The sequence below is a fragment of the Streptomyces shenzhenensis genome (assembly GCF_003688995.1).
Taxonomy (GTDB): domain Bacteria; phylum Actinomycetota; class Actinomycetes; order Streptomycetales; family Streptomycetaceae; genus Streptomyces; species Streptomyces shenzhenensis_A.
Map to the genome: position 1 here is coordinate 17,841 of NZ_PENI01000058.1, position 18,199 is coordinate 36,039.

Consider the following 18,199-nt stretch of genomic DNA (forward strand, 5'->3'; position numbering starts at 1 on the left):
GCATGGCACCCTTAGACCTGCGTAAGCGGTCAGGTAGAAAACGGACACGGGTTCGAGGAGCGGTCACAGTGCAGCGCTGGCGTGGCTTGGAGGACATCCCCCAGGACTGGGGGCGCAGCGTCGTCACCATCGGTTCCTACGACGGAGTCCACCGCGGCCACCAGCTGATCATCCGGCACGCCGTGGACCGCGCCCGCGAACTGGGCATCCCGTCCGTCGTGGTGACCTTCGACCCGCACCCCAGCGAGGTCGTCCGCCCGGGCAGCCACCCCCCGCTGCTCGCCCCGCACCACCGCCGGGCCGAGCTGATGGCGGAGCTGGGCGTGGACGCGGTCCTGATCCTGCCGTTCACCACCGAGTTCTCGAAGCTGTCGCCCGCCGAGTTCGTCGTGAAGGTGCTGGTCGACAAGTTGCACGCCAGGGCGGTCGTCGAGGGCCCGAACTTCCGCTTCGGCCACCGGGCGGCCGGCAACGTCGAGTTCCTCACCGAGCAGGGCGAGATCTACGACTTCGAGGTCGAGGTCGTCGACCTGTATGTGACCGGCGCCGCGGGCGACGGCGAGCCGTTCTCCTCGACGCTCACCCGGCGCCTGGTCGCCGAGGGCGACGTCGCGGGCGCCCGGGAGATCCTGGGCCGCCCGCACCGCGTCGAGGGCGTGGTCGTCCGCGGCGCCCAGCGCGGTCGTGAACTGGGCTTCCCGACCGCCAACGTCGAGACCCTCCCGCACACCGCGATCCCGGCCGACGGCGTGTACGCCGGTTATCTGCACGCCCAGGGCGAGGTCATGCCGGCCGCGATCTCCGTCGGCACCAACCCGCAGTTCGACGGCACCGAGCGCACGGTGGAGGCGTACGCCATCGACCGGGTGGGCCTCGACCTGTACGGGCTGCATGTCGCCGTGGACTTCCTGGCGTACGTGCGCGGGCAGGCGAAGTTCGACTCGCTGGAGGCCCTGCTGGAGCAGATGGCCGACGACGTGAAGCGCTGCCGGGCACTGATCGCGGCGGACGCCTGAGCGCTCCGCTGGACGGGCCGTGATACGCCGTCGGCCGGCTGCGGCGGCGTCGTGGCCGGCCGCGCAGTTCGGCGCGGGCCGGGGCGACGGCTTCGGGGCACGCCTGGGCTCGCATGCTCTCACGCTCGGTCTCGGCCATGGCGGCGAAGAAGCCGAAGAGGAACCGCCCAGGACCGCTGGGGTCGTGGCTGCCGGGCAGCGGGCCCGCCGGCATCTCCAGGACCAGGCCGTGGGCGGTGAGGTGGTCGGCCGGCGACGGCGCCCGAGCGGGATCGGCAGGGCGGGCAGGCGTGGCGCTCGGCGTCGTCGACGTCGCTTGCGGATGTGCTCTGAGGGTCCGTCACGCAGGGTGTCCCGAGTATCGGCTGCGCTGTTCTTACGGCTTGTGCGCGGTGGTGAGGAAGTCCAGGACGAGGGGGCTGGCGTGGGTGCGGCACTCCTCGAAGTAGGCGTGCCGGGCGTCGGGGACCAGGTGCAGTCGGGCGTCGGGGATGCGGTCGGCGAGCAGGGGCGCGTTGGCGGTGGGGGTGAGCAGGTCGTCGCTTCCGTGGACGACCAGGGTGGGGGCGCTGATGTCCGGCAGGAGGTCCCAGGCGTTGTGCTGGTTGCTGGCCGCGAGGTGCCGGCGCCGGGCGTGGGCAGGCATGCGAGGGTCGCCGAGGGTGTGGTGCGGGCCGGGATGGGAGGCGAGCCATCGAGGGGTGTACATCAGCTCCAGCAGGGCCTGTCGCGCGGCTTCGGGCTGAGGTCGCGTCAGGGCTCGGCGGACGTCGTTGCCGCGTTCGACGCTGTGCGGGCCGCCGAGTGAGGTGCAGCCGAGAACCAGGGCGCCTATCCGGTGGGGGTGGCGGGCCGCGATCTGCTGGGCCACTCGTCCGCCCATGGACGTGCCGTAGACGTCGGCCCGGTCGACGCCGAGTTCGTCGAGGACGGCGATGACGTCCTGGGCGAACAGTTCGGTGCTGTAGGGGGTGTCCGGCTTGTCGCTGTCGCCGGTGCCGCGGTAGTCGAGCGTGAGGGTGCTGCGAGCGGGATGGAAGTCGGCACGAACCGCATCCCACCAGTGGTGGCTGTTGGCCTGGCCCGCCAGCAGGACCAGCGGCGCCCCCTGGCCCCGGAGCTGGTAGGCGATGCGGGTTCCGTCCGGTGTCACGGCGTACGTCATCGGCTTCCTCGCTCCCGTGCCGTCGGACAGAGTACCCGCGTGGCCCCGGGCCTGAGCGGACGGCGAAGCCGGGGCGATCGTTGCGGTGTGCTTCGTCGCCACCGGCCGTACCGGGCGACCTCATGGCTGCCGGTGCACAGGGCGGCAGCTGCCCTCGGGCGGTCGGGCCCGGCCTGGCCCTCAGACACCTGCTGCCACCGCGGCGCCCAGTTCGGCAACCCCAAGGCGGGCGTGTTCGCCGTCTCGGTGCCAGTGCTGCGACCGCCCTCGCCGGGCGGGCGGTCGGAGACGGTGGTGAGCGCGATCCGTAGCGTCTTCACCCCGATGATCATCAGCACGATGCCGCCTGCGATCCGGAGCACCGCGTACGCGGTGGGGCTGGCCGGCAGAACGGCGGACAGCCCGGCCGCGGCGGTCGTGGACCACAGCAGGAAGCCGCTGGCATGTGCTGGTGGATCCGGGACAGCTGCGGCTTCTCGCGTTGATCGAGCGGCACGGCTCCCTGACGGCGGCACTGTGGAGGAGGCATCGGACAGGGCCGAGGTGGAACTGGCCGCACTGCTCGGCCACCTCTCGCTCCGTCTGCGGATCGGGACGTTCCAGGCGGCTGCCCTGCACCTGCTGCCACCGGCCCTGACGACTCTGCGACACCGCCATCCGGACGCCGACGTCTCCGTCATCGACGTGGTGTCCGGACGCGGAGCGGACGAGATCAGCGCGGGGCGCCTGGACGTGGCCATCGTCGCGTCCTGGGGCACGCCGCTCGCGCCGCCCCCGCACGTACGGGCCCACTCGCTCCTGTTGGACCCGATGGTCGTGGTCCTCCCCGATGACCATCCACTGGCCACCGGGCAGCCCGCGGACACCGAACTTCACCTGGGGCTCGCGGACATGCTCATCGACCTCCTACGTGATGTCGCCCGCGACATCACCGCTCCACCAGCTTCCTCAGCCGCTGAAGCTTGTTCACCTCTGCGCGCAAGCTCTCCAGCCCGGGCTCCCTCCAGTTCGGCGAAGAACGACTGGCCGCGCAAGGCCTACTGCTGGGGCGGCCCCTGCGGGGGCTGGGCCGGTGGCTGGCCCTGCTGCGGATATCCGGGCTGCGGGTACGGCTGCTGCGGATAGGGCGGCTGGGCCGTGGGCTGCGGATAGGGCTGGGCCTGCTGCGGGTACGGCTGCTGCCCCGGGATCTGCGGGTACGGCTGCCCCGGAGCCGGCTGGCCGGGAAGCGGCTGGCCCGGCAGCGGCGGGGCGGCCACCGGCGGCGGGTTGCCGTCGCTGGTCCACAGGCCGTGCGCCTGCTGGTGCCGGGTGAAGTCCTCGGCGACCATGGCGGCGAGGTTGAAGTACGCCTCGCGCACCTTCGGCCGCATCATGTCGAGGTCGACCTCGGCACCGGCGGCCAGATGCTCGTCGAAGGGCACCACGACCACGCCACGGCACCGGGTCTCGAAGTGCGCCACGATGTCATCGACCTTGATCATCTTTCCGGTCTCGCGCACCCCGGAGATCACGGTGATGGACCGCGCGACCAGGTCGGCGTAGCCGTGCGCGGACAGCCAGTCCAGCGTGGTGCTGGCGCTGCTCGCGCCGTCAACGGACGGCGTCGAGACGATGATGAGCTGGTCGGCGAGGTCGAGCACCCCGCGCATCGCGCTGTACAGCAGGCCGGTGCCCGAGTCGGTGAGGATGACCGGGTACTGCCGTCCGAGCACGTCGATCGCGCGCCGGTAGTCCTCGTCGTTGAAGGTCGTGGACACGGCCGGGTCGACGTCGTTGGCGATGATCTCCAGGCCGGACGGCGCCTGCGAGGTGAAGCGCCGGATGTCCATGTACGAGTTGAGGTACGGGATTGCCTGGACGAGGTCGCGGATGGTCGCCCCGGTCTCGCGGCGCACCCGGCGGCCGAGCGTACCGGCGTCCGGGTTCGCGTCGATGGCGAGGATCTTGTCCTGCCGTTCGCTGGCGAGCGTGGCACCGAGCGCGGTCGTCGTGGTCGTCTTGCCCACGCCGCCCTTGAGGCTGATCACCGCGATCCGGTAGCAGGAGAGCACCGGGGTGCGGATCAGCTGCAACTTCCGCTGCCGCTCCGCCTCTTCCTTCTTCCCGCCGATCCTGAACCGGGAGGACGAGGCGGCCGGCCGGCCGCTCTTCGCCTTCTGCTTCTTGTTGTTGAGCAGCCGGTCGGAGGACAGCTCCACGGCCGCGGTGTAACCGAGCGGCGCCGCACCGGGGTTGGTCGGCTGCCGCTGGTCGTGCTGGACCGGCTGCGGCCAGGCGGTGCCCGCCCGGGGGTCGACGGGCTGCTGCGGCGCCTGCGGGGGCATGGCCTGCTGAGCCTGGACGGGGGGCTGCTGCTGCGGCACGCCGGCCTGCGGCTGTCCCGGTTGCGCCGGGGGCTGCGGGAAGCCGTAACCACCGGGCGGGGCAGGCGGGTTGGGGCCGGCGGGTGGCTGCGGGAAGCCATAACCGGTGGGCTGCCCGGTGGGTGCCGGAGCGGTGGCTGCCGGACCGTTCGGCGGCTGCGGGGCCGGGGCTCCGGGTTGCGGGAAGCCGTAGCCGCTCTGGGGGTGGGGCGGGGCGGGCTGGTGCCAGGCGGCGGGCGCGGGCTGCGGAGCCTGCGGCTGGAAGGCCGGCTGCTGCGGCGGCACGCCTGCCGGACCCTGGGCGCCGGCCGGCTGCGGGGGCGTCTGGCCGGGCACGGCCGGCGCCTGCTGTGGTGCCTGACCGGGGGCCGGCTGCTGCTGCGGTCCCGGCTGCACGGGCCACTGGGCGGCGGGCGCGGGCGAGGCGGGCTGGTACGAGGGCGGCAACGGCGGCACCCCGCCCTGCGGCCCCGACACGGGCGGCCAGACGGGCGGGGCGTCCTGCGGTGCGGGGGGTGCGACGTCCTGGGGCGCAGGGGGAGCGGGGGGTGCGACCGGGAACGCGTCCTGGGGCGCGGCCGGGGTCGGCGGTACCGCGTCCTGCGGTGCCGAGTCCTCGGCCTCCGCGATCTCCGGGGCTCCGTCGGTGTCCACGGCCTCATCGGTGTCCAGGGCCTTCACGACATCCGCGGATCCGGTTCCGTCGGCGTCGGCGTCCGCCGTCGTGGCGCGCGGAAGGAGCGGGTCCTCTTCCTCGGTCCCGCTCTCGTCCTCACCCTCGGAGGACGCGCTGCCGACAGCGGCGGCACCCTCGGACTCCGCGTCCACGGAGTCGTCGCGGTCGTCACCCGTGTCCTCGGCGTCGGCGTCGGCGCCCGGCTCGTCCGCGGTACCCTCGACGGCCTTCGTCTCCGACGCCGCCGTCGGCTCCTCCTCACCGGCACCCGATACGGGCTCAACGGCCTCGTCCGCCCCGGAGTCGACGCCGCCACCCGCGCTCTCCGTGGTCTCGGAGATCTCCCGCTTCAGCGCGACCGCGGAGAACCGCATCGTGGCGCCGCTCTCCAAGTCGCCGTTGTCCGGCTGCTCCTCCGCCTCGGCCACGGCCGGGGCGGGGGCCGCCGGCGACGCGGGATCGCTCTCCGGCCGCGACTGCGTCTGCTGCGGCTCGAACCCGCTGCCCACCGGCAGCTTCGGCACCGCGACGGGACTCCCGGTGGGCGGCGGGGGCGGAGCGAAGGGCGCCCCCGGCCCGGCCGCGGGCGCGGGCGGAGTGAACGGCGCGCCGGGCGCCGGAGCCGGTGGTGTGAAGGGCGCACCGGGCGCGGGCGGAGGCGGTGTGAACGGGGCTCCGGGCGCGGGCGTCGCGGGAGCCGACGCCCCGCCGGCCTGCGCGTGCGGCGGAGGAGTCAGCCCCGGAATCGGCGCACCGGGCGGGAACGGCGAACCCTGCCGCGGGAACGAGGAAGGAGACGTGCCGGACCCGGACGCCCCGCCCGGCCCGCCCGCCTGCTCCGAACTACCGGACGCCTCCGACGAACTGGACGTCCCGGAGGACCCGGGCGCCCCCGCCGCCCCTGCCGTGTCCGCCGCGTTCTGCGTGTACCAGGCGGGCGGTGCGTAGTCGATGGTGAATTCGCCGGTCGTCTCGATGGCCGACTCCGCGTCGGGCTGGTCATCGCCGGGTGTGGCCCAGCCCCCGCGGATCCCGTCCCGATCGCTGCTCACAGTTCCTCCTGCTTGGTCGAGCACCCTCGTGCCGTGCCGGGGCGACCATCTCGTGTCGTTCTCAGTCGTCCGTTGTCGTGCGAGGTAGTCCGATCCACCGGTTCTCCCCCTGGGGCGCCGACGTCCCGTCCACAGGTACCGGCGTCGCGCCCACTCCCAGCCTAATCACCGAGCCCCCCGCCCCGGCAGGCCCGTCCGCACCTGAGCCCGCGCCCACTGCGTCACACCCTGCCCTGAAGTGCCGTACACAGTCCGCGTATCGGTGAACAATCCGCGAGACAAGTATGAACAAGAGGGACGGATCCTTGCGGGAGACGATCCTCGCGGAGCCCGAACCGACGTGCCGCGCAAGAGGATCCGGTCGCGTGCGTACCGGTGCCGGAGGCCGGCTCCTGTCGTCCGCGGGGGACGGCAGCGGGCACGCCGACGGGGAGGCCACGATCCCCAACCCGCGTCACGCGCCCGGCACCTGGGCCACCGACAAGCAGGTCTTCGTCATGAGCAAGGAGAACATCGCCAACGACCGGCCGGCGGACTGGATCGTGGCGTTCGGTCTCGCCACGGGGCGTCTTCGGGCCGGCCGCGGTGGTGACCTGGAACCCGAGCACGGACCGGCCTCGAACACCGACCTACGCGCGCGTAGATGTAGATGCAGAGGGGGAGGATCACCGGCGCACGCACACCGGTACCTTCCCGTCCCTCTACGCGCGCGTGCCGCTCACTCCGCGGCGGGCGCCCCGTCCTGCCGCGCGGGCTCCAGATCGAACTCGCCGTCCCGCGCGCCGAGCACGAACGCCCGCCACTCCGCCTCGGTGTACCGCAGCACGGTGTCCGGATCGAGAGACGACCGCATGGCCACGGCCCCGCCGGGCAGATACGCGATCTCGACCCGCTCCTCGTGCTCCTCCGTGCCCGGCGCGCTGTGCCACTCGACGTCCGAGATGTCGAGCGCGTACAGCTCATCGCGCTCCCGCTCCTTGCGCGCCTTGATCTCCTGCGCCGTCTCCGCCATGCCGCAGCGACCCCTTCCCACCGTTGATCCGGGCGTTCACCCTAATGGCCGCCATGCCCGCCGAGGAGTGCTTCGGCGGCCGCGGCGAAGGCGCCCGCAACCTCCTGGTACCCTGAGTGACGGCCGTCTGTGTACGTACCCCGGAAGCCCTCACGGGCCTCGGCGGGCGCGCGAGACGGATCCCCGCCTCCGAGTTGCGGAAGCTCCCCCGAGATGAAGACCGGGGGCGCTCGGCGGCCACTCACAGATCAAGAGGAGTACGCGTGTCGCTCGACGCCACCACGAAGAAGCAGATCATCTCCGAGTTCGGTACCAAGGAGGGCGACACCGGCTCCCCCGAGGTCCAGGTCGCTCTGCTGTCCCGTCGGATCTCCGACCTGACGGAGCACCTGAAGACCCACAAGCACGACCACCACTCCCGCCGTGGTCTGCTGATCCTCGTCGGTCAGCGCCGCCGCCTGCTGCAGTACCTGGCGAAGAAGGACATCCAGCGCTTCCGCGCCCTGGTCGACCGCCTCGGCATCCGCCGCGGTGCGGCGGGCGCCAAGTAAGACACCGTGCGAAGGGGAGCGGTTCCCGGGACGATCGGGGGCCGCTCCCTTTGCTGTACGTACGGAAACGTGCGGAGTGTCACTCACGCTTTGTAGTGTGGTAGCACAACGCAATACGGACGACACAGCACGACAACGAACGAGGAGGAGCGCGCCTCGCCGCCGCCGGTCCTCGGTAGTGGCCCCCGGGGAGCGAACCCGGGTGCTTCGATCGAAGACCGGCCCGCACCAGACGGAGCGCTTCTCCGCAACCGCCCCCCTGCCACACGGGCAGCCACGGGGCGAAGACGACAAGTAACGGAGAAAACGCTAGTGGAGAACGAGACCCACTACGCCGAGGCCGTCATCGACAACGGCGCCTTCGGCACCCGCACCATCCGCTTCGAGACGGGCCGCCTGGCCAAGCAGGCCGCCGGTTCCGCCGTGGCGTACCTGGACGACGACACCATGGTGCTGTCGGCCACCACCGCCTCCAAGAACCCCAAGGACCAGCTCGACTTCTTCCCGCTGACGGTGGACGTCGAGGAGCGGATGTACGCGGCCGGGAAGATCCCCGGCAGCTTCTTCCGCCGTGAGGGCCGCCCCTCCGAGGACGCGATCCTCACCTGCCGGCTCATCGACCGGCCGCTGCGCCCCTCCTTCAAGAAGGGCCTGCGCAACGAGATCCAGGTCGTGGCCACGATCATGGCCCTCAACCCCGACCACCTGTACGACGTCGTCGCGATCAACGCCGCGTCCGCGTCCACCCAGCTGGCCGGCCTGCCCTTCTCCGGTCCGATCGGCGGCGTCCGCGTCGCGCTGATCGGCGGCCAGTGGGTGGCGTTCCCGACCCACACCGAGCTGGCGGACGCCGTCTTCGACATGGTGGTCGCCGGTCGCGTCCTGGAGGACGGCGACATCGCGATCATGATGGTCGAGGCCGAGGCCACCGAGGAGACCATCAAGCTGGTCGCCGGCGGCACCGAGGCGCCGACCGAGGAGGTCGTCGCCGCCGGCCTGGACGCCGCGAAGCCGTTCATCAAGGTCCTGTGCAAGGCCCAGGCCGACCTCGCCGCCAAGGCCGCCAAGCCGGTCGGCGAGTTCCCGATCTTCCTGGACTACCAGGACGACGTGCTGGAGGCGCTGACCGGCGCCGTCCGCCCCGAGCTGGCCCAGGCGCTCACCATCGCCGGCAAGCAGGAGCGCGAGGCGGAGCTGGACCGCGTCAAGCAGCTCGCCGCCGAGAAGCTGCTGCCGGAGTTCGAGGGCCGCGAGAAGGAGATCTCCGCCGCGTACCGCTCGCTGACCAAGAGCCTGGTCCGGGAGCGCGTCATCAAGGAGAAGAAGCGCATCGACGGCCGTGGCGTGACGGACATCCGTACGCTCGCCGCCGAGGTCGAGGCCATCCCGCGGGTGCACGGTTCCGCGCTGTTCGAGCGTGGCGAGACCCAGATCCTGGGCGTCACCACCCTCAACATGCTCCGTATGGAGCAGCAGCTGGACACCCTCTCCCCGGTGACCCGCAAGCGCTACATGCACAACTACAACTTCCCGCCGTACTCCACCGGCGAGACCGGCCGCGTCGGCTCCCCGAAGCGCCGCGAGATCGGCCACGGCGCCCTCGCCGAGCGCGCCCTGATCCCGGTCTTGCCGGCCCGCGAGGAGTTCCCCTACGCGATCCGTCAGGTGTCCGAGGCCCTCGGCTCCAACGGCTCGACGTCCATGGGCTCCGTCTGCGCCTCCACCATGTCGCTGCTGAACGCCGGTGTGCCGCTGAAGGCCCCGGTCGCCGGCATCGCCATGGGCCTGATCTCCCAGGAGATCGACGGCGAGACGCACTACGTCACCCTCACCGACATCCTCGGTGCGGAGGACGCCTTCGGTGACATGGACTTCAAGGTCGCCGGCACGAAGGACTTCGTGACCGCCCTCCAGCTCGACACCAAGCTGGACGGCATCCCGGCCTCCGTCCTGGCCGCGGCCCTCAAGCAGGCCCGCGACGCCCGCCTGCACATCCTCGACGTGATGATGGAGGCCATCGACCGGCCCGACGAGATGTCCCCGCACGCCCCGCGGATCATCACCGTCAAGATCCCCGTCGACAAGATCGGCGAGGTCATCGGCCCCAAGGGCAAGATGATCAACCAGATCCAGGAGGACACGGGCGCCGAGATCACCATCGAGGACGACGGCACGATCTACATCGGTGCCGCCGACGGTCCGTCCGCCGAGGCCGCCCGCGCCACGATCAACGGCATCGCCAACCCGACGATGCCCGAGGTCGGCGAGCGCTACCTCGGTACGGTCGTGAAGACGACCACCTTCGGTGCGTTCGTCTCCCTGATGCCCGGCAAGGACGGTCTGCTGCACATCTCGCAGATCCGCAAGCTGGCCGGCGGCAAGCGCGTGGAGAACGTCGACGACGTCCTCGGCGTGGGCCAGAAGGTCCAGGTCGAGATCGCCGAGATCGACTCCCGCGGCAAGCTCTCCCTCATCCCGGTGATCGAGGGCGAGGACAGTGCCTCCGACGGCGCCGCCGCGGACTCGGACAAGAAGGACGACGCCGACAAGTGACGTCGCGTAACGCCACGGCGACGGCCCGCACCTCCACGGAGGCGCGGGCCGTTGCCCGTACCCAAACGCTCATCAAGGGCACCAACGGCATCGGCACGGTCCGCAAGACCACCCTCCCGGGCGGCCTGCGCATCGTCACCGAGACCCTGCCCTCGGTGCGCTCCGCCACCTTCGGCATCTGGGCGCACGTCGGCTCCCGTGACGAGACGCCGTCCCTCAACGGCGCCACGCACTACCTGGAGCACCTGCTCTTCAAGGGCACCGGCCGCAGGTCAGCGCTGGACATCTCCGCCGCGATCGACGCGGTCGGCGGCGAGATGAACGCGTTCACGGCGAAGGAGTACACGTGCTACTACGCGCGCGTGCTCGACACCGACCTGCCGCTCGCCATCGACGTCGTCTGCGACATGCTCACCGGCTCGCTGATCCTCGAAGAGGACGTCAACGTCGAGCGCGGCGCCATCCTCGAAGAGATCGCGATGACCGAGGACGACCCTGGCGACTGTGTGCACGATCTGTTCGCGCACACCATGTTCGGCGACAACGCCCTGGGCCGGCCCGTCCTCGGCACGGTCGACACGGTCAACGCCCTCTCCGCGGACCGCATCCGCCGCTTCTACAAGAAGCACTACGACCCGACGCACCTGGTCGTGGCCGCCGCGGGCAACATCGACCACAACAAGGTCGTACGCCAGGTCAGGGCCGCCTTCGAGAAGGCCGGCGCCCTCGGCGGCCCGGACGCGGTGCCCGTCGCCCCGCGTGACGGCCGCCGTACGATCCGCACCGCGGGCCGCGTCGAGCTGCTCGGCCGCAAGACCGAGCAGGCACACGTCGTGCTCGGCATGCCGGGCCTGGCCCGCACCGACGACCGCCGCTGGGCGCTCGGCGTGCTGAACACGGCCCTCGGCGGCGGCATGTCCTCCCGGCTGTTCCAGGAGGTCCGCGAGAAGCGCGGCCTGGCCTACAGCGTGTACTCGTACACCTCCGGGTTCGCCGACTGCGGCCTGTTCGGCGTGTACGCGGGCTGCCGCCCGAGCCAGGTGCACGACGTGCTGAAGATCTGCCGCGACGAACTGGACCACGTCGCCGAGCACGGGCTGTCCGACGACGAGATCGCCCGCGCCATGGGGCAGCTCCAGGGCTCGACGGTGCTCGGCCTGGAGGACACCGGCGCGCTGATGAACCGTATCGGCAAGAGCGAGCTGTGCTGGGGCGAGCAGATGTCCGTGGACGCCATGCTGGCCCGGATCGCGCAGGTCACCCCGGACGAGGTCCGCGCCGTCGCCCGTGACGTCCTCGGCCGGCGGCCCTCGCTGTCGGTCATCGGCCCGCTGAAGGACAAGCAGGCCTCGCGGCTGCACGAGGCCGTCGCCTAGAGCACCCGGTCACATCACCTCCGGTTAGGAAGCAAGAACATGAGCAAGCTGCGCGTGGCGGTCCTCGGGGCCAGGGGCCGGATCGGTTCCGAGGCGGTACGGGCGGTCGAGGCCGCCGAGGACCTGGAACTGGTCGCCGCCCTCGGCCGGGGCGACAAGCTGGAGACGCTGGCGGACACCGGCGCCCAGGTCGTGGTCGAACTGACCACCCCCGCCTCGGTGATGGGTAACCTCGACTTCTGCGTACGGCACGGCATCCACGCCGTCGTCGGCACCACCGGCTGGACCGAGGAGCGCCTCGCACAGCTGCGCGGCTGGCTCGCCCAGTCCCCGGAGACGGGCGTGCTCATCGCCCCGAACTTCTCCATCGGCGCCGTCCTGACCATGAAGTTCGCGCAGATCGCCGCGCCCTACTTCGAGTCGGTCGAGGTCATCGAGCTGCACCACCCGAACAAGGTGGACGCCCCGTCCGGGACCGCCACACGCACGGCCCAGCTCATCGCGGAGGCGCGTCGGCAGGCCGGCTCGGCACCGGCGCCGGACGCGACGGTCAGCGCCCTCGACGGCGCCCGCGGCGCGAGCGTGGACGGCGTTCCCGTCCACGCCGTACGGCTGCGCGGGCTGCTCGCCCACCAGGAGGTGCTGCTCGGCGCCGAGGGCGAGACCCTCACCATCCGCCATGACTCCCTGCACCACAGCAGCTTCATGCCGGGCATCCTGCTCGGCGCGCGCCGCGTGGTGTCGGCTCCAGGCCTGACGTTCGGCCTGGAGCACTTCCTGGACCTGGGCTGATCCGAGGAACCCCATTCAGATGCGCGCGAGAATCTCCTACGCCGTCACGGCCGCCCTGCTGGTCTTCTACTTCGTCCTGGTCGGCAGCCGTGGCGTCATGCTCATCCAGTCCGGCAGCCTGCTGACCGTCACCTTCGGGATCGCGGTGCTGATCCTGCCGGTGATCGGCGTGTGGTTCCTGTGGAAGAACACCCAGTTCGTCCGCCGGGCCAACCAGCTCGCCGCCGAACTCGACGCCGAGGGCGGCCTGCCCGTCGACGAGTTGAGGCGCACCGCCGCCGGCCACATCGACCGCGACTCGGCCGACGAGGTCTTCGCCCGGCGCAAGGCCGAGACGGAGGCGGCCCCCGGCGACTGGCGCAGCTGGTTCCGCCTCGCCGTCGCCTACCACGACGCCCGCGACACCCCGCGCGCCCGCAAGGCGATGCAGCGGGCCATCGCGCTGCATCAGTCGGCGCGCTGAGGCGGTACGAGTCACCGGCGCGCCGCGGCAGGCGTGCCACGGGTCCGGCAACGGAGCGGGGCCCGGTCCGGCTGTGCGGACCGGGCCCCACCTCCGTGTGCCGTTCAGTCCCGCCGGTACTCCGCCGCCCAGGCCTCCACGGTGTCCGCCGCCCGGTCGAAGGCCGAGACCCGCGACAGGAAGTCGAGGCCGTGCGTGGTCAGCAGCGGCGCGGTGTCCTCGTCCGTACGGTCCTTGCGGAGGAGGACCAGCGCCTGCCCCTGCACCGTGCGCGGCAGCCCGAGCCAGCGCACCGGCTGCTGCACCGTGCGCACCGCGACCACCCGCTTCCAGGGCACGGTGCGGGTGACCAGGAACTCCACATGGCGCACGCCGTGCGCGCTGACCCACACGCCCATGCGCAGCAGCCGCAGCGCTGAGGCGATGACGATCAGCGTGAGGGCGAACACCACCCCGGCGGAGGCCGGCGAGGCGGTCAGGGCGATGATGACGGCTCCGAACAGCACGAACGAGGCCAGCAGCAGCCACAGCGCGGCCGCTGCCACCCGCCAGGGGCCCGGCCGGTAGGGGCGGCGCCAACGGGCGCGGTCGTCGTACGGCAACGCGATGTCGTCGGCTGCCTCGAAGGATCGGTCGGCCGTCAGGAAGGGCAGGGGCACGGCTGGTCCTCACTCGTCCATGCATGGGCTGTGCCCGGTGAGGCTATCCGCCGGGGTCCCCGCTCACCACCCTCGGGGGTCCGTAAGGGTGGGGCGTGCTCGGGCCGTGGCCGCGCGCATGGGCCGGCGCCCAGGTCAGCGCCCCTGCGAGGCCTGCGACTGCGGGGTCTGTGGGGCCGTGGGGGTGGACAGCGCCGGCACCCCGAGGACGAGGGAGCCCACGAGCCCGGCCACGAGGGTGACCCCGAGCAGCCAGCGCCCGGCTATCTGACCGGCGGACGCACGCTGACGGGGCGGGGGAGCGACATTGCTGCGGAACCTCTCGGCCTCGACGAGGAAGGCGAACGGCACGGGTTCGCGCCGACGGAGCATCGGGAGTGCATCTCCTCTCGGGAAGCGGACATCGGGATTCGAACGAGTGGCTTTCACCCGGACAGACGAGTGGGTGGCGAGAAAGGTGCCCGGTTTCGCCAAATTCATTGGGACCCGGCAGTGAACGCCCGGTTTGGTGGGTCGTAGAGTGGCGTCGCCAAGTGACGAGATGGGAAGGACCCGCCGCATCGTGACCCCCACCCCCGACGACGAGTTCAAGATCGAACTGCGCAGCGACGTCACCGTCGAACTGGTCAAACACAGTGCAGCGGACTCCGACGTGCTGTTCGCGGCCCGTGTCTCCACAGCCGGGGAGCAGTCCCTGGACGAGCTGAACAAGGACCCCGAGCGCTCCAAGGGCCTGATCAACTTCCTCATGCGCGACCGGCACGGCAGCCCGTTCGAGCACAACTCGATGACCTTCTTCATCAGCGCCCCGATCTTCGTGTTCCGCGAGTTCATGCGGCACCGGGTGGGCTGGTCCTACAACGAGGAGTCCGGCCGCTACCGCGAGCTGCAGCCGGTGTTCTATGTGCCGGGCGCGGCGCGCAAGCTGGTCCAGCAGGGGCGGCCGGGCAAGTACGTGTTCGTCGAGGGCTCACCCGAGCAGCACGAGCTGACGGCGCGCTCCATGGAGGAGTCGTACCGCCAGGCGTACCGGACCTATCAGCAGATGCTCGCCCAGGGGATCGCCCGCGAGGTGGCCCGGTCCGTGCTCCCGGTCGGCCTCTACTCCTCGATGTACGCCACCTGCAACGCCCGGTCCCTGATGCACTTCCTCGGCCTGCGCACCCAGCACGAGCTGGCCAAGGTGCCGTCCTTCCCGCAGCGGGAGATCGAGATGGTCGGCGAGCAGATGGAGGCCGCCTGGGCCGAGCTCATGCCGCTCACCCATGCCGCCTTCAACGCCAACGGCCGCGTCGCCCCCTGACGAGACCGCACGCAGGTACGGATCAGCCTCGCGAAGTGTCCGTATTGCGGCATTTATAGAAGTTCATCTAGCCTGATCAAACGGACCCGGCACTGCTTGAACCCCCGAGCAGGCAGTGCCGGGCTCCGCATTTGTCCGGACTTTCCCGGCACCCCTAGGGCAGACCGCGCAGTGAGCAGCGAGTAGCGTGGTACCCATGGCTCCGACCTCCACTCCGCAGACCCCCTTCGGGCGGGTCCTCACCGCCATGGTCACGCCCTTCACGGCGGACGGCGCACTCGACCTCGACGGCGCCCAGCGGCTCGCCACCCACCTGGTGGACGCAGGCAACGACGGCCTGATCGTCAACGGCACCACCGGCGAGTCCCCCACCACGAGCGATGCGGAGAAATCGGACCTCGTACGAGCCGTGGTCGAGGCGGTCGGCGACCGCGCCCATGTCGTGGCCGGCGTCGGCACCAACGACACCCACCACAGCACCGAGCTGGCCCGCGCCGCGGAGAAGGCGGGCGCACACGGCCTCCTGGTCGTCACCCCGTACTACAACAAGCCCCCGCAGGAGGGCCTGTACCGGCACTTCAGCGCCGTCGCCGACGCCGCCGGGCTGCCGGTCATGCTGTACGACATCCCCGGCCGCAGCGGCGTCCCGATCAACACGGAGACCCTGGTCCGCCTCGCCGAGCACCCGAGGATCGTCGCCAACAAGGACGCCAAGGGCGACCTAGGCCGCGCCGGCTGGGCCATCGCCCAGTCCGGTCTCGCCTGGTACTCCGGCGACGACATGCTCAACCTGCCGCTGCTCTCCGTCGGCGCGGTCGGCTTCGTCTCGGTCGTCGGCCATGTGGTCACCCCGGACCTGCGCGCCCTGGTCGAGGCCTTCATCTCCGGCGACGTCCACAAGGCCACCGAGATCCACCAGAAGCTGCTCCCGGTCTACACCGGCATGTTCCGCACCCAGGGCGTCATGACGGCCAAGGCCGCGCTCGCCCTCCAGGGACTGCCCGCCGGACCGTTGCGTGCACCCATGGTCGACTGCACGCCCGAAGAGATCGCCCAGCTCAAGATCGATCTTGCCGCCGGCGGGGTACAGCTCTAACACCAGACTTGGCACCACCCGGGCTTCACAACTGAATAGGCGGGCCACCGGTGCCCGCATCCACAACGACAACTGCTTCTGCACGAACGTCACGCGCGCCACGTGCCCTACCGGTACGTGGCGCGCGTGGTGAGGAGAGTCTTTTGAGTCATCCGCATCCTGAACTCGGCTCGCCCCCGCCGCTTCCCGAAGGCGGCCTGCGGGTCACCCCGCTCGGCGGTCTCGGTGAGATCGGCCGGAACATGACGGTCTTCGAGTACGGCGGCCGCCTGCTGATCGTCGACTGCGGAGTGCTCTTCCCCGAGGAGGAGCAGCCCGGAATCGACCTGATCCTGCCGGACTTCTCGTCGATCAGAGACCGCCTCGACGACATCGAGGGCATCGTCCTCACCCACGGTCACGAGGACCACATCGGCGGAGTGCCGTTCCTCCTCAGGGAGAAGCCGGACATCCCGCTGATCGGCTCCAAGCTCACCCTCGCCCTGATCGAGGCGAAGCTCCAGGAGCACCGCATCCGCCCGTACACCCTCGAGGTCGCGGAGGGCAACCGCGAGCGCATCGGCCCCTTCGACTGCGAGTTCGTCGCGGTCAACCACTCCATCCCCGACGCCCTCGCGGTCGCGATCCGCACCCCCGCCGGCATGGTGGTGCACACGGGCGACTTCAAGATGGACCAGCTGCCGCTGGACAATCGCCTCACCGATCTACACGCGTTCGCACGGCTGAGCGAGGAGGGCATCGACCTCCTCCTCGCCGACTCCACCAACGCCGAGGTCCCCGGCTTCACCCCGCACGAGCGGGACATCTCCAACGTCCTGCGCCAGGTCTTCGCGAGCGCCCGCAAGCGGATCATCGTGGCCAGCTTCGCCAGCCACGTCCACCGCATCCAGCAGATCCTGGACGCGGCGCACGAGTACGGCCGCCGGGTCGCCTTCGTCGGCCGCTCGATGGTCCGCAACATGGGCATCGCCCGCGACCTGGGCTATCTGAAGGTCCCGCCGGGTCTGGTGGTGGACGTCAAGACGCTCGACGACCTGCCGGACGGCGACGTGGTCCTGGTCTGCACGGGCTCCCAGGGCGAACCGATGGCCGCCCTGTCCCGGATGGCCAACCGGGACCACCAGATCCGCATCGTCGACGGCGACACGGTCATCCTGGCCTCGTCCCTCATCCCGGGCAACGAGAACGCCGTCTACCGCGTGATCAACGGCCTGACCCGCTGGGGCGCCAACGTTGTCCACAAGGGCAACGCCAAGGTGCATGTCTCCGGCCACGCGTCCGCGGGCGAGCTGCTGTACTTCTACAACATCTGCCGCCCGAAGAACCTCATGCCGGTGCACGGCGAATGGCGCCACCTGCGGGCCAACGCCGAGCTGGGCGCCCTCACCGGCGTCCCGCACGACCGGATCGTCATCGCCGAGGACGGCGTCGTCGTCGACCTCGTCGAGGGCAAGGCGAAGATCTGCGGCAAGGTCCAGGCCGGCTATGTGTACGTCGACGGCCTCTCGGTCGGCGACGTCGGCGAGCCCGCGCTGAAGGACCGCAAGATCCTCGGCGACGAGGGCATCATCTCGGTCTTCGTGGTGGTGGACTCGTCCACGGGCAAGATCACGGGCGGCCCGTACGTCCAGGCTCGCGGCTCCGGCATCGAGGACTCCGCCTTCGCGGACGTCCTCCCGAAGATCACGGAAGCGCTGGAGCGGTCGGCCCAGGACGGCGTCGTGGAACCCCACCAGCTGCAACAACTCGTCCGCCGCACCCTGGGCAAGTGGGTCTCGGACAACTATCGGCGCAGGCCGATGATCCTCCCCGTCGTCGTGGAGGTCTGACCCGCGGACGCTCCCACGTCCGTGTGAACCCGGAGCGGGGTGCCTCGATTTGCATCGAGGCACCCCGCTCCAGTACGTTTACGGCTCCGCCAGAGAGGGAAGCCCAGCCGCTTCATGTGTGCTGAGCCCTGCCCGATCGGGGCGGAAAATCCGACTCAGAATCTCTGATAAAGTCGGGTCTGCCGGAAAGGGAAACGCGAGAGCGGGAACCTGGAAAGCACCGAGGAAATCGGATCGGAACAAGATCTGATAGAGTCGGAAACACCGAAAGGGAAGCGCCCGGAGGAAAG

16 protein-coding genes are annotated in these 18,199 nt (G+C 70.9%); 10 read left to right on the plus strand and 6 right to left on the minus strand.

Going from position 1 to position 18,199, the window contains the following annotated elements:
• Positions 1-68: 68 nt before the first annotated feature.
• Positions 69-1,016, plus strand: coding sequence for a bifunctional riboflavin kinase/FAD synthetase (locus tag CTZ28_RS44885; RefSeq protein ID WP_121895599.1), 948 nt, complete (start codon positions 69-71; stop codon positions 1,014-1,016).
• A gap of 376 nt (positions 1,017-1,392) precedes the next feature.
• On the opposite strand, the gene CTZ28_RS44895 is transcribed toward CTZ28_RS44885, so the two are convergent.
• Positions 1,393-2,181 (minus strand): alpha/beta fold hydrolase, encoded by a 789-nt coding sequence (locus CTZ28_RS44895; RefSeq protein ID WP_121895601.1) that lies wholly within the window; start codon positions 2,179-2,181, stop codon positions 1,393-1,395.
• Entirely contained in the window at positions 2,178-2,696 is a 519-nt protein-coding gene (locus CTZ28_RS44900) for a LysE family translocator (RefSeq protein ID WP_259472101.1), read from the minus strand. Before CTZ28_RS44900 ends, CTZ28_RS44895 begins: the two co-directional genes overlap by 4 nt.
• A gap of 1 nt (position 2,697) precedes the next feature.
• Between CTZ28_RS44900 and CTZ28_RS49205 the strand changes: the two genes are divergently transcribed.
• Positions 2,698-3,306 (plus strand): LysR substrate-binding domain-containing protein, encoded by a 609-nt coding sequence (locus CTZ28_RS49205; protein WP_259472102.1) that lies wholly within the window; start codon positions 2,698-2,700, stop codon positions 3,304-3,306.
• On the opposite strand, the gene CTZ28_RS44910 is transcribed toward CTZ28_RS49205, so the two are convergent.
• Together CTZ28_RS44910 and CTZ28_RS44915 are read right to left on the minus strand one after the other, a co-directional pair.
• Positions 3,219-6,275, minus strand: a complete 3,057-nt coding sequence (locus tag CTZ28_RS44910) for an SCO5717 family growth-regulating ATPase (RefSeq protein ID WP_121895605.1) — start codon at positions 6,273-6,275, stop codon at positions 3,219-3,221. The genes CTZ28_RS49205 and CTZ28_RS44910 overlap by 88 nt on opposite strands.
• Before the next feature lie 718 nt (positions 6,276-6,993).
• Positions 6,994-7,287: a DUF397 domain-containing protein gene (locus CTZ28_RS44915; protein WP_121895607.1), complete on the minus strand. Its 294-nt coding sequence runs from the start codon at positions 7,285-7,287 to the stop codon at positions 6,994-6,996.
• 263 nt (positions 7,288-7,550) lie between these two features.
• Here CTZ28_RS44915 and rpsO point away from each other — a divergent pair, with 263 nt between their 5' ends.
• The 5 genes from rpsO to CTZ28_RS44940 all read left to right on the plus strand — a co-directional run bounded on the left by rpsO (position 7,551) and on the right by CTZ28_RS44940 (position 13,022).
• Entirely contained in the window at positions 7,551-7,838 is a 288-nt protein-coding gene (gene rpsO / locus CTZ28_RS44920; protein ID WP_121895609.1) for a 30S ribosomal protein S15, read from the plus strand.
• A 312-nt stretch (positions 7,839-8,150) separates the two neighbouring features.
• On the plus strand, positions 8,151-10,391 hold the full coding sequence (locus CTZ28_RS44925) for a polyribonucleotide nucleotidyltransferase (protein ID WP_121895611.1): 2,241 nt from the start codon (positions 8,151-8,153) through the stop codon (positions 10,389-10,391).
• Complete coding sequence (locus CTZ28_RS44930) at positions 10,388-11,767, plus strand: M16 family metallopeptidase (RefSeq protein WP_121895613.1); 1,380 nt, start codon at positions 10,388-10,390, stop codon at positions 11,765-11,767. The genes CTZ28_RS44925 and CTZ28_RS44930 overlap by 4 nt, the downstream gene beginning before the upstream one ends.
• 39 nt (positions 11,768-11,806) lie before the next feature.
• Positions 11,807-12,559 carry a 4-hydroxy-tetrahydrodipicolinate reductase gene (gene dapB, locus CTZ28_RS44935; protein ID WP_121895615.1) on the plus strand — a complete coding sequence of 251 codons (753 nt, stop codon included), beginning with the start codon at positions 11,807-11,809 and terminating at the stop codon, positions 12,557-12,559.
• Positions 12,560-12,578: 19 nt separating this feature from the next.
• A complete protein-coding gene (locus CTZ28_RS44940; protein ID WP_121895617.1) occupies positions 12,579-13,022 on the plus strand; it encodes a hypothetical protein in 444 nt (147 codons plus the stop codon).
• 104 nt (positions 13,023-13,126) lie between these two features.
• Here CTZ28_RS44940 and CTZ28_RS44945 read toward each other — a convergent pair whose 3' ends face one another.
• Together CTZ28_RS44945 and CTZ28_RS44950 are read right to left on the minus strand one after the other, a co-directional pair.
• Entirely contained in the window at positions 13,127-13,681 is a 555-nt protein-coding gene (locus CTZ28_RS44945; RefSeq protein WP_121895619.1) for a hypothetical protein, read from the minus strand.
• Positions 13,682-13,816: 135 nt separating this feature from the next.
• Complete coding sequence (locus tag CTZ28_RS44950) at positions 13,817-14,053, minus strand: hypothetical protein (RefSeq protein ID WP_121895621.1); 237 nt, start codon at positions 14,051-14,053, stop codon at positions 13,817-13,819.
• A 190-nt stretch (positions 14,054-14,243) separates the two neighbouring features.
• Between CTZ28_RS44950 and thyX the strand changes: the two genes are divergently transcribed.
• The 3 genes from thyX to CTZ28_RS44965 all read left to right on the plus strand — a co-directional run bounded on the left by thyX (position 14,244) and on the right by CTZ28_RS44965 (position 17,909).
• Positions 14,244-14,984, plus strand: coding sequence for an FAD-dependent thymidylate synthase (gene thyX / locus CTZ28_RS44955; RefSeq protein WP_121895623.1), 741 nt, complete (start codon positions 14,244-14,246; stop codon positions 14,982-14,984).
• A gap of 196 nt (positions 14,985-15,180) precedes the next feature.
• Positions 15,181-16,080 carry a 4-hydroxy-tetrahydrodipicolinate synthase gene (gene dapA / locus CTZ28_RS44960; protein ID WP_121895624.1) on the plus strand — a complete coding sequence of 300 codons (900 nt, stop codon included), beginning with the start codon at positions 15,181-15,183 and terminating at the stop codon, positions 16,078-16,080.
• Between the two features lie 143 nt (positions 16,081-16,223).
• Complete coding sequence (locus tag CTZ28_RS44965; protein WP_121895626.1) at positions 16,224-17,909, plus strand: ribonuclease J; 1,686 nt, start codon at positions 16,224-16,226, stop codon at positions 17,907-17,909.
• Positions 17,910-18,199 lie beyond the last annotated feature (290 nt).